General features: G+C 60.0%; 10 protein-coding genes. 2 read left to right on the top strand and 8 right to left on the bottom strand.

What is annotated here, in order from left to right:
- The 5 genes from PXH66_RS20970 to PXH66_RS20950 form a co-directional block, all read right to left on the bottom strand.
- Positions 1-984, bottom strand: a complete 984-nt coding sequence (locus tag PXH66_RS20970) for an AAA family ATPase (RefSeq protein ID WP_330931908.1) — start codon at positions 982-984, stop codon at positions 1-3.
- Positions 985-1,170: 186 nt separating this feature from the next.
- Entirely contained in the window at positions 1,171-1,626 is a 456-nt protein-coding gene (locus PXH66_RS20965) for a nucleotidyltransferase (RefSeq protein ID WP_330931909.1), read from the bottom strand.
- 19 nt (positions 1,627-1,645) lie between these two features.
- Entirely contained in the window at positions 1,646-1,846 is a 201-nt protein-coding gene (locus PXH66_RS20960; RefSeq protein ID WP_330931910.1) for a hypothetical protein, read from the bottom strand.
- A gap of 46 nt (positions 1,847-1,892) precedes the next feature.
- Entirely contained in the window at positions 1,893-4,007 is a 2,115-nt protein-coding gene (locus tag PXH66_RS20955; protein ID WP_330931911.1) for a YgiQ family radical SAM protein, read from the bottom strand.
- Between the two features lie 185 nt (positions 4,008-4,192).
- Positions 4,193-5,971: an outer membrane protein assembly factor BamB family protein gene (locus PXH66_RS20950; RefSeq protein WP_330931912.1), complete on the bottom strand. Its 1,779-nt coding sequence runs from the start codon at positions 5,969-5,971 to the stop codon at positions 4,193-4,195.
- 235 nt (positions 5,972-6,206) lie between these two features.
- Here PXH66_RS20950 and PXH66_RS20945 point away from each other — a divergent pair, with 235 nt between their 5' ends.
- The gene (locus PXH66_RS20945) at positions 6,207-8,597 is read left to right on the top strand and encodes a hypothetical protein (RefSeq protein ID WP_330931913.1); all 2,391 of its coding nucleotides are present in this window, start codon (positions 6,207-6,209) and stop codon (positions 8,595-8,597) included.
- A gap of 22 nt (positions 8,598-8,619) precedes the next feature.
- Here PXH66_RS20945 and PXH66_RS20940 read toward each other — a convergent pair whose 3' ends face one another.
- Entirely contained in the window at positions 8,620-10,467 is a 1,848-nt protein-coding gene (locus PXH66_RS20940; protein WP_330931914.1) for a DNA topoisomerase IV subunit B, read from the bottom strand.
- An 83-nt stretch (positions 10,468-10,550) separates the two neighbouring features.
- Between PXH66_RS20940 and PXH66_RS20935 the strand changes: the two genes are divergently transcribed.
- Positions 10,551-10,925 (top strand): VOC family protein, encoded by a 375-nt coding sequence (locus PXH66_RS20935; RefSeq protein ID WP_330931915.1) that lies wholly within the window; start codon positions 10,551-10,553, stop codon positions 10,923-10,925.
- 6 nt (positions 10,926-10,931) lie between these two features.
- On the opposite strand, the gene PXH66_RS20930 is transcribed toward PXH66_RS20935, so the two are convergent.
- Both PXH66_RS20930 and PXH66_RS20925 read right to left on the bottom strand, forming a co-directional pair.
- The gene (locus PXH66_RS20930) at positions 10,932-11,303 is read right to left on the bottom strand and encodes a TIGR03067 domain-containing protein (RefSeq protein ID WP_330931916.1); all 372 of its coding nucleotides are present in this window, start codon (positions 11,301-11,303) and stop codon (positions 10,932-10,934) included.
- Positions 11,304-11,329: 26 nt separating this feature from the next.
- Positions 11,330-12,058, bottom strand: a complete 729-nt coding sequence (locus tag PXH66_RS20925; RefSeq protein ID WP_330931917.1) for a 7TM diverse intracellular signaling domain-containing protein — start codon at positions 12,056-12,058, stop codon at positions 11,330-11,332.
- Positions 12,059-12,089 lie beyond the last annotated feature (31 nt).

Genomic DNA, 12,089 nt, shown 5'->3' with positions numbered 1-12,089 from the left:
TTAACGACTGACGTGGCGTTCGTGAGCTTCGGCCAGAGCGTGCCGAATGTCGGATTCGGATACTTTTCGGCGCCCGCTCAAGACAGTTAGCTTCGCCGCACTTTGAGCGGCATGCACCACGTCGGATCCGGACATTCCATCCATTTCCCTAGCAAGCGCGGTCAACGGCAGATCCGTCTCGATGCCAATAGGAGCGAGCGTGAGTTCCAGCAAACGCCGGATCTCGGCAGCGCCCGGCAACGGGATCTTGAGCACTTCATCAAATCGGCGAAAAAGCGCGGGGTCCAAGTCTGAATCCAAGTTGGTCGCGGCAATCACGAGACCGTCGCCGCGATAGTCTTCCAGCATCTCCAGCAAAGCGTTGGTGATCCGCGTCACTTCGCCGACATCGTTCCTAGCGTTTCGGGTCCGTGCCAAGGTATCGCACTCGTCCAAAAAGAGCGCACAGGGAGTCTCATGCGCGGCATCAAACACCCGCCGTAGATTGCTCATGGTTTCGCCGAAATAAGACGAGAGCAGGTTATCGAAGCGGACCTTGCGAAGCGGAAGCCCGGTGTGCCACGCCAAGCGTTCGGCTCCGAGGTTCTTCCCGCATCCGGGCGGGCCGTAGAGCAGAATGCGGTGACGGGGCCGCAAACCGTGTTTCGCCAATCGCGAGCGGGCGGCGAATTCCCGTTCGATCCGGGCCAGTCGAGATTCGACCATCTCGGGCAGCACCATGTCGTGTCGTAGCTTCTCGACCGGAATCTCCGTGAGCAGAGGTGCCGAGTCGCGTCGGTTGGTCGGAAGCGGAGAAAGTGAGGCTGGCGCGAGTCGCTTCGGTGCAATCGGAGTTTGCGCGAGAATTTGTTCCAGTTCCTTGGCGACCTGATTATGTCCCCGCTTCTTCTCTTCATCCACAATGCGACGGCAAATGGCGTTCACGTCAGGTGACGAGCCATCTTTCAGCACACGGAAAAGCCGCTTCATCAAAGTCGCTTTCATGGCAGCATTTTATCGAAAAAATGGGGCATCAGAAAGCCGATATTGGGGAATTCCCAAGGATGGGCGATAGCCGATTTTTCACCTCGTCGGATTGCACGAGCGGAGAGATCGTCACCCTCGGCGCAGATGCCTCCACAACCCAGCACATTACCCGCCGAGCACGCTCCACCTGTGTTCGCTCCGCATTCATTCCAAGCGAGAATCTTCCTTCGAGTCCAACGCTATGCCCCGCTTCGCCGCGATCACTCGAAGCTCCTTGGCGGTCATGACATCTTTGTCGCGGCTCAACGCTTCTTTGGCCGTGATGAGGTCCGCCAATCCGATAATGGGGTATTCCTTACCATCGACCTCCACGATTTCCGCCCGCTCGCGAAGTCGGCTAAAGTCGCCCACCCCCAACACCGAGCTAAGAAAGTCGATGATTCCGTGGTCCGTTTCCAAATAGAGATTCTGTAGCGGCTGGCCTTCCTCCGGGTGAGTCAGGAAAGACAGTCTTTGCGGGGTCATTCGATGACGCGGATTCCAATCGCGAAACGTTTCCCGCAGCCGAGCCACATTCTCGGGAGAAAGCACCACACAGACGTCGACGTCGCGCGTGAGAAAAGAAGCGCCGTGCGTGAGCGCAGCGAATCCGTCAATCACGACGAAATCCACCCCCGACTCAGCAAGTTTCTCGAGGAGTCGACTGAAACTTTGCATCACGTTTCAGTCCCGCATTCCTAAATTTCTCGGCCAAAGCGAACGCTTCCTCGTGCAATCGCCAACGCTCCTTCACCGAAAGCGCCAAATTGCTGTCGATCATGTCCAGATCGATTCCCGCTCGGCGGGCTTCTTGCAGGGCGGCTTCGGCGGTGGCGTCCACTAGACGAACTTGGTTCAATGCAGGGCGGATGGCAAACGCGGAGAACTCACCGCTTCTTGAAAAACTTCTCGAAGGGTTTGGGCTTGGGTTTGGCTTCCGGTCCGGTTTTGGCGCGGGGATCGGCTTTGCTGGGTTTCGCGCCTTTTTTCATCGGGCGTTTGGCACCTTTGGTGGCGGCGGCGAGACGTTGGCTGGGCTGGCCGGAAGCGAGATTACCGGAGGTCGGAAGTTGCATGCCACACGGTGCGATGTGCGGCGGTGGTGTCACGTCTTCTGTTACTCTTTTATCGTCCAAGAGTCGCTTGGCGATACCGCCCAGACCGAGCCGCGTCATCGACGCACGCAGGGCTTTTTTCATCTCGGGTTTATACCAGAAGAAGAAGCTGCGTTGTTCCTGCTTTTCCTCCGGCGAACGTGCCACGCAGACGTTGGCACCGTCGTAGGGATGCACGCCTGTCGCGTAGATCTCGGTCGCGACCGTCATGGGCGTCGGCGTGAAGTCCTGCACTTGCTCCAGGCGGAAGCCGAGGTCCTTGGTTTTGAGCGCGAGTTCAGCCATGTCTTCCGGGCGCGACCCGGGGTGCGAACTGATGAAATAGGGAATGACCGGCTGCTTCTTTTTGCCCGCCTTTTCCCCGGCTTTTTCGAACTTCTCTTTGAACTTATAAAAGAGGTCGAAGGTCGGTTTGCGCATGACGCGCAGCACGTGATCGCTCGTGTGTTCGGGCGCGACTTTGATGCGGCCGGGCACGTGGTGCGCGGCGAGTTCGTCGATGTATTTTTCGTGGCTGGCTTTGACTTCGGGCGTCGCGCCTTTCTCGTGGAGGAAGAGGTCGTAGCGGATGCCGCTGGCGACGTAGGCGTGGTTGACGCCTTCGGTCTCCCGCACCGATTTGTAGATATCGAGGAGCGCCGTGTGATCTGTATCCAGATTTCGACATACATCGGGCCAGATGCAGCTGGGGCGCACGCACTCGTCGCAGATCCACTGCTGCTTGCCCTTCATCTTATACATGTTGCCGGACGGGCCGCCGAGATCGCTGATGGTGCCCCGAAAGTCGGGCATCTGCTTGATCGATTCGACTTCGCGCAGGATCGAGGTCTTCGAACGACTCGCGACAAATTTACCCTGGTGGGCTGAGATCGTGCAGAAGCTGCAGCCGCCGAAGCATCCACGATGCATGTTGATCGAGTGCTTGATCATCTCGTAGGCCGGGATGGGTCCACGCTTGCGGTATTTGGGATGCGGCAGGCGCGTGTAGGGCAGGTCGAACGCGCTATCGATCTCCGTCTCCGTCATGGTCGGAAACGGCGGGTTCACGACGAGCAGGCGGTCACCGGTTTGCTGGAACAGGCGGCGGGCTTTGACGCGGTTGGATTCGGTCTCGATGTCCTTGAAATTTTTGGCGTATTTGGGGCGTTCGTTGAGACAGTCGTCGTGACTGAAGAGCGTGAAGTCGTCCCAGCGTTTGTTCTTCGGCGCGTCCTGGCCGGGCGGCAACAAGACGGCGGTTTGCGGCACCGTGGTGAGCGACGAGAACGGCACGCCTTGCTTGAGCAGACGGATGGTTTCCTTGAGCGGCAGTTCGCCCATGCCGTAGATGAGCAGGTCCGCGCCGGAGTCTTCGAGGATCGAGGGTTTCAGCTCGTCGGACCAATAATCGTAGTGCGTGACGCGGCGCAGGCTGGCCTCGATGCCGCCGATCATGACCGGCACGTCGGGAAAGAGTTGCTTGAGGATCTTGGAGTAAACAGTCGTCGCGTAATCGGGGCGGAAACCGTGTTCACCTCCCGGCGTATAGGCGTCTTCGCTGCGCAGTTTTTTCGCGGCGGTGTAGCGGTTGACCATGGAATCCATGCAACCGGCCGTGACGCCGAAGAACAGGCGCGGCGCGCCGAGTTTCTTAAAATCGCGCAGGTCGTCGCGCCAGTTGGGTTGCGCGATGATGGCGACGCGCAGGCCTTCGGCTTCGAGCATACGAGCCACGGCGGCGGTGCCAAATGCGGGGTGATCGACGTAGGCGTCACCCGAAATCATGATCACATCGAGGTAATCCCAGCCCCGGGCCTCGACCTCATCACGCGTGGTGGGCAGCCAGCGGGACGCGTCCCAAACGGGCTCGCGCGAATAGACTTTGGTGGGCTGCGGACGTTGACTCATGACAAAGGTGTAAGCCCCCACCCTCTGGCCAACCCTTGTCCGCCGCAACTCCCATCACAACCTCACCCCTTCGCCCCCCCGCTGAACGGTGGCCGCTCTGCTCTCTGCTCTCGCCGCTGGCCGTGCCCTCCGCCGCGAAAGTTCGTAATACGAACTTTCGCCGCGGAACTGGAGGGTGCCGGGCATCAGAGGCCGTAGGCGATCAGCTGCTTGCCGCCTTTGAAGTAGAAGAGGCGATTGAGGCCTTCATCGACCACGTAGTCGGGTTTCTTGTCGCCGAGAATGACCTGCTTGTCCCCTTCCCCGGTCTCGAGGGAAATGCCCATCAAACCGATGCCTTTCTTGCGGCCTTCTTCGACCTTGGTGAGCACGTAGGAATAACCGCCGTCAGACTTCGTGGCGGCTTTGCGTTTGCCGGCCACCCGGTTGTAGCGATCAAGCGCACTGTGAACGTTGTTCACTCCGCTGCTGTATTGGCTCGAACTGTAGGATGAGGCCGACATGGCCTGAGCGTTGCCTGCCGTGGCGGCGAGAGCGGTCACGGCAAAGAGCACGGAATCGGTGAGCCCATTGCCCGGCGCGGCGTAATACGTCGACCACTTCAAATCCTGAGCGATCGGATCGTAACCCATCAAATGCTGGTTGCCGACGACGACGATGTGACCGTCCCGCCGAATGATCGCCACCGGCACGTCGAGACGGGACTTGCTGGAGGACATCGCCCCCTTGGCGAGACCGCGCAGACCGCCGAGGGCACCGAGACCGATTTTGGCAATGTCGCCGCCACCCATCTTGCGCTTGAACTCGATCTCGACCTCGAACTTTTCGGTCACCGTTTCGCCCGAAACATCGAGCCCGTAGAGACTGTTGGCATCGGCAAAGAGCACCGTGTTGGTCTCGGGCAGCATCATCAGGTTGGTGATGCCTTCCTTGGGCTTGGCGAATTTGAAGGCCTCCTCGCCCGTCGCCGCATCGAAGGCCGCGACACCGAGCGGCTCGCGCAACATCACGGTTTGGCCGTTGGAAAAATTGCCCCCAAAGCGGATGAACACCTTGCCGTTGATCGGCTCGACCTGGGATACGATGGCGTTGTCACGGGATTTGAAGAGACCCGCATAACTGGAAATGCGATCGCTTTCCCAGATGACGCTGCCATCGGATTTATTGATGGCATAAACGCTGCCACCACCGGCGGCATAGAGTCGGTCGCCATCGATCCGAATCGGCGCATAGGTGCGCTTCAAGTCTTTGGCCCCGGGTTTGAATTCCCGTTCCCATTTGATTTCACCATTGTTGAGGTCGAGCGCTTCGACGCCTTGGAAACCGAGATAGGCAATGTCGCCCTCGACCACCGGATCATGGTAGCCGGACAGATCCATGCGCGGGGCGAATTTGCCCGAACCATCCGCATAGTGCAGCGCGACCGCGTTGGCCTTGCCGTATTTGGTCTGCCACTTGGTTTCGCCGGTGAGGAGATCGTGGGCCCGCATGATCATGCCTTGATCGTCCTTGGTCGCGCCCCAGCCATTGAAAACAAAGATCGCGATGCCGTGTTCGGGAATCGGATACGTTGCAAGGTATTGCCCCTGGATCTGCTCCGCTTCCCAGACGGTCTCGCCCGTCAGGTAGTCGACGGCGAGGAGGCGCACCTTGGAGCCCGCAATGCCGGAAGAATGGTTGCACAACAGATAGGGCGCGCCCGGCACCTCACGGGCATTGAACGCGCTGGTCTTGTCGAGGTCCTCGCGCTGCCACATCAGCTCGCCGGTGTCGGGGTCGTAGGACTGCACGGCGCCCTTGGTGCCGACGATGAGCGTGCCGAGCGCGGTGAGGGAGTTCCAGGTGGGCTTCTCCTTCAGTTTGGCGGACCAAAGTTGTTCGACCGCGTGAAGCTGAGTCGCGAGCAGGAGCAGGGGAAGCAACCAAAGTCGGCTGCGAAAAAAAGCAAAGGAGAGAGCAGGCATGAGCATGGGTGAGGTCGAGGTTGAGCCCCCATCTTATCGCGGATCGCCCAGACCGAGGATACGCATACGTGCGTAGAAGGCCGTCTGAGTCTCCCAACTGGGGTCAGGCGGAGGTGTTTCCCGCGCCGGCAGTCGAATCAATTCTCAAGGTTGCGCGCTACACTCAATTCATCACGCTTTAGCCAGGATACGCACTCCTGGCCGGTTTGAATCCTCCCTTTCAATCACTCCGACCATGACCTCAAGAAATCTCGTAACGCTGACCTGTGTCATCGGTGCCCTGTCGACCGCTGGAGCCTACTGGCTGGGCCGCCAACACATCCAGTTATCCACCTCGACCAAGTCTCAGGCCATGGTGCCCGCCACGGCCAACCCGGTCTCCGACCCGGCAGATATCGCGAACGATGATTCGACGTTCGCGACGTTGTTTGATGATGTGCGGGCAGCCCATACCCGAGGGTATTGGAGTCTGAACCTCTCTTGGCAGCGACGCTTTGCCGCGCTCTCCAGCGCCCAACTTTACGCCCTCACCGCCTTTATCGTCGACGCCGAGCCCTCCGATGCTCGCGGAGAGCTACGCCGCGCTCTCTACGAACAGTGGGCCCGGATCGACCCCCGCGCCGCACTGGCTCACGCCTCAACCATCGACTTCGTTCGCACCCGTGACGACGCCTTCCGGAGTGTCTTCCGCGGTTGGGCCTTCGCGACGGCTTCCGATCTCGATGCATGGGTCCAATCCGAGCCACCCGGCAACCGCCGCGACCAAGGCATTGTTGCACTGATCACCCAAGCCGACGACTTGCCGCCGGCACGCCTGTTCGGCTATCTCGTGGAGTCCGGGCTACTCGAAAACGGAGGGCCCGATACATTTACGCTCTTTTCGACCTGGCTCCGGCAGGATCCGCGCAACGCGGTCGCCCAAGTCAGCGGGAAACTGGAAGGACGCAGTCGCGCGCGGGTGCTCTCTTCTCTTGCCCGTGTTTGGGCCGGGGCAGATCCCCAAGCAGCGCTGGCCTGGGTGCAAACGCTCCCCACTCAGGAACAAGGGAGCCTGATCAGCACCGTCCTGGGACGATGGGCCCGACGCGATCCGCAGGCCGCGGCCGCGGCTACACTCCATCCCGCTCTTGCGGCATACTCGGATCAATCTCTGCGGTCCGTCATCACGAGCTGGGCCAATGTCGATCCCGATTCGGCCCTGACGTGGCTTGTCGCCCAACCAGTAGAACACAGGCGGGGGGAGATCATGGGCGGGGTGCTTGGTCAGCTGTTTGAACTGACTCCCGACGCGGCTATTCGGTTCCTTGAGAATCATCCGGAAGAGTTACCGCATTTGCCTGAACGGGCCGCCCAGAGCTTGGGCGCTCTCGCCAAAATTCATCCTCAAAAAGCCTTCGATTTTGCCCAACAACTCCCTGCCGGACGCAAGCAGAACCAAGCGATGCACCGAATTCTTGGCGTAATCGCCCAGAGCGACCCCGCATTGGCCCTGCGTTTGGTCGACGAACCGGCGTCGATCAACGTTCGCCATTCGGCCATGGCTCAAATTATGGGTCAGATCGCTCAACAGGACCCGGAAACCGCCATCGCCGCCGTCCAAGCACTTCCTTCCTCAGTGGAACGAGACCAAGCCCTGATGGGCATCGTCGCGAACCTGTCTCGAACCGACACCGACCTTGCGGAGGTTTTTGCCGCGGTACTCAGTCCCGGCAACGCGCAACGAAATGCCTACATTCAACTTTCCAACGCAAAACTCGCGCAAGACCCCACCGCTGCCGCCCAATGGATCGACAGTCTTGCCGATGAACAGTTGCGACAAACCATTGGCTCCCAGATGGCGAAAAATTGGTTTCAACAGGACAGCCAAGCCACGCTCGCCTGGATTCAGTCGCAGTCCAACCCCTCCATCCAAGACAATTTGTATCGCAACGTCGCGCGATCCTGGGCGATGAGTGACCCCGCTGGCTTTTCCGCTATCCTGCTCGCCGATCCCACTGGTCCTCTGGCCAGAAACTTAGTGCAAGGTTCCCTCGGACTCGCATCGGCCAGTTCCGACATTGCGCTGCGCACGATCGAGCAGCTGCCAGAAGGTGAAGTTCGCAACTTACTTATCCGCAGCACAATCGTGAGCCTCGCTCAGAGCGGCCCCCGGCAGGCGCAGGCATTGATCGCCACGCTCCCGCCGGGTGAGGTAAGGGAAAACGCCATCCAAAATTTTGTGAGCAACGCCACTCGGGTGATCGCTCCGTCCCAGCTCGCGGCCTGGATGCAGGCGATGCCGCCCGGACATGTTACACCGAGCAACTACTCCAACCTGGCCGCCAACTATTTCAGCCGCAATCCGGACGAAGCCGTGCAATGGATCGAAACGTTGCCCGCGGGCGAGTTTCGCGACAGCGCTCTCCAAGGCCTTTCCTTCGGCCCCGCCAGCACCGGCCGGCACGAGGAAATCGGCGCGCTGCTGCTGACCATCGCCGATGAGTCAGGAAGAGAGAAAGCGATCACCAACCTCCTCACCACGTGGCGCTTCAACGATACCGCCGCCGCCCGCGCCTGGGTCGATACCTTGCCGCTCGACGACGCCGCCAAAGCCCGCCTGCTCGATCCCGATGGCAGCGGGAACTGACGCCAACGTATCCTCCCCTCAACTACGCCTCGACCAGATCCTTCTCCATGCGGAGGTTGTCGATGATGAAGCCCTGGCGGTCGGGGGTGTTCTTGCCCATGTAAAAGCCGAGGAGCTTGTCGGTGTCATGCACGTGGGCGAGACTCACGGGTTCGAGGCGGATGCCCAGGCCAATGAAGTCTTTGAATTCGCCCGGGCTGACTTCGCCGAGACCTTTGAAGCGGGTGATCTCGGCCGCTTTGCCGAGTTCGTGCAGCGCCGATTGTTTCTCCGCTTCGGAGTAGCAATACATCGTCTTCTTCTTGGTGCGCACGCGGAAGAGCGGCGTTTCCAAGACCGACATGTGGCCGTTGGTGATGATCTCGGGAAAGAACTTCACGAAGAACGAGATCAACAGGAGACGAATGTGCATGCCGTCGACGTCGGCGTCGGTCGCGATCACGACTTTGTTGTAACGCAATCCGTCGAGGCCGTCCTCGATGTTGAGCGCGCTCTGCAGGAGGTGAAACTCCTCGTTCTCATAGATGACTTTTTTGGAAAGCCCGAACGTGTTGAGCGGCTTCCCCTTCAGGGCGAATACCGCCTGGGTCTGCACGTCGCGACACGCGGTGAGTGAACCGGCGGCGGAATCGCCCTCCACAATGAAAATGGTGCTCTCTTCGCCGCGCTTGTCCTTCGTGCCGAGATGCATGCGGCAGTCGCGCAGCTTCTTGTTGTGCAGATTGGCTTTTTTGGCGCGCTCCTTGGCCAGATTGCGGATGCCCGACAGCTCCTTGCGCTCGCGTTCGCTGGCCTCGATTTTCTTCCGCAACGTCTCGGCGGCATCGGGGTTGCGATGCAGCCAGTTGTCGAGGTGCTGCTGCATGAAACTCGTGATGAACTGGCGAATGGTCGGGCCTTTCGGGCCGAGTTCAGTCGAGCCGAGCTTGGTCTTGGTCTGCGATTCGAAGATAGGCTCCTGGACGCGAATCGACACCGCCGCGACCACGGACTGACGGATATCGGCAGCGTCGTATTGCTTGCCGAAAAACCCCCGGATCGTGCTGACCAGACCTTCGCGAAATGCGGCCAGGTGGGTGCCGCCCATGGTGGTGTGCTGGCCATTGACGAACGAGTAATACTCTTCGCCGTAGTGGCCACCGTGGGTGAGCGCGACCTCGATGTCATCGGCCTCGATGTGGACGATGGGGTAGAGCGTCTCGCCGGTGAGCTTCTTCTTGAGCAAGTCGGAGAGTCCGCCGTCGGATTTGAAGTTCTTGCCGTTGAAATTGAGCGTAAGCCCGCGGTTGAGGTAGGCGTAATTCCAGAGCAGTTCCTCGATAAACTCGTGACGAAAGGCGAACTTCTCGCCGAAGAGTTTCTCGTCGGGCGTGAACTCGATGTAAGTGCCATTACGCTCGTCGGAAGCCGAGACGCGATGCTCCTGCGCGATCGTGCCGCGCTCAAATTCGACCAGCTTGCATTTGCCGTCGCGCACCGACTGGGCGCGGTAGGAGATGGACAACGCGTTGACGGCTTTCTGGCCCACGCCATTGAGGCCAACCGACTTTTGGAACGTGTTGGAATCGTATTTCGCGCCGGTGTTAATGATCGAAACACAGTCGATCAACTTGCCCAACGGAATGCCGCGGCCGTAGTCGCGCACACAGACGGTCCGTTCGGCGAGGTGCACTTCGATGCGCTTGCCGAATCCCATGGTGTATTCATCGATGCAGTTATCGATTGTCTCCTTGATCAGCACATAGATGCCGTCCTCAGCATGAGCTCCGTTGCCCAATCGACCAATATACATGCCGGGACGAAGCCGGATGTGCTCCAGGGCGGAGAGGGTCTTGATTGATGCTTCGGTGTAGTTGTGCTCGGCGGCCATGTGGTCGTAATTCAGAGATGGGTGTAAGCTCAGGCTCAAGTCCCCGCCCGCCCTGACAAGCGCAAACCGAAATCCTCCCTCCCATGCCCCCTAAAATTTCTGCACTTCCGTTTTTTGTCTACCCGGTCAGCGACATGGATCGCGCCTGCACCTTTTACCGCGATGTGCTCGGCCTCGTCGAAGGCGACCGCTGGGGAGATGAGTGGGTCGAGTTCGGACTCACCGAGCCCGCCCCGGGTCCGGTGCTCGCCCTCGCCACCGACATGGCGGGCTGCACGCCCGGTGCGCAAGGCGGCGCGGTCGCCATCGAAACGCCCAATTTCGACGCCATGGTGACGCATCTCAAAACGCACGGCGTCACTTTCGCGATGGAGCCGGAAAAAACCTCCGTCTGCCACTTTGCCCGATTCCACGATCCGGATGGCAACCACCTCGTGTTGCACCGCATCCACGCCTAGCAGGCGCTACGCGTTCGCACGGACGCGACGGTAGCGCACCGTCACCACGGGTGTCCCGGAAGCGACGTCGAATCCATCAGGCCGCGCGCTGCCATCCACGGTATAGCAGAGCTGCATGACGTCACCGCGCACCCGCGCGATCGCCTTGATGGTGTTGCCCGCGTGCGCTCCGGTGGTGCCTATGAGATCGACCGTCAACGGACCATCGGCGTCACCCCAAACCAATTTTCCGGTATCACGACCCGTCTCCGACGTCACAACGTAGGCGTCCGCGCAGATGGAGAGCGTCGTTTCGGGCAGCGGAATGGATGCCCCTCCCAGTCGGCCGCCCACGACGGACCAATCTCCTTCAAAATCATTTACGGACTCTGCAGCCATGTCTCAACGCAGGGCGCTGCCCGGCCTCACGCAAGCGAATCCGGCCCGGTCATCGTGCGCCGACGACGGACGGCGAGTGCGGCCATGAACAAGATCAGTTGCAGGACGACACCCAGCCAGAACGGTAACAATCCATTGATATTCGAACCTCCCGGCTCCACCGCCCATTGCACCGCGAGCAACAAACCCGCGAGGACCAGCGGCAACACGCCGATGATAAACCAACCGCTGCCTTCCCGCCGTTGCAGCCACGACCGCATCGCCAGCATGTAGGACGCGATTAAATTGGTTAGATTCAGGACCAGGATAACCCAGGACGCCACGTCCCATCCGGTCACCAAACGCATGACCAACAACGCCAACGGCAGCACATACGCCCACTCCAGTCGTCGGTAAAACCGGCTCCACCGCGGGGACCACTGCTCCACTTTGAAATAAGCCCGCACAAACCGCAGGTAAAACCACGCATACGGCAACTGCATGAAATCCCCGCTGATACCCTTCAGGTTGTGTTCCCCGGTCGGCCGACCCACCCACGCCTGCATCGCAAAGGTTGCCCAGATCGCCAGCGCGTAGCCTGCGTAATTGATGAGGGCGCGGTCGCGCTGCCCCCGCCCGAGCGCGAACGCGATCAAACCGGCCGGAATCAACACCGCCCCGATCGCCAATGTAATTTCGCTGGGACTCAGGCGCCACCCCAACCCCACCAATCCGATCAACTCCATAGCCGCCCATGAATCCTCAGTGATTCGCACGACGCAAGCCCGCCCACCCTTGCGCGACAAT

The organism is Synoicihabitans lomoniglobus (genome assembly GCF_029023725.1).
Lineage (GTDB): Bacteria > Verrucomicrobiota > Verrucomicrobiia > Opitutales > Opitutaceae > Actomonas > Actomonas lomonigloba.
Note: the sequence above shows the minus strand (reverse complement) of the source record. Positions and strands in the feature narration are given on the sequence as shown.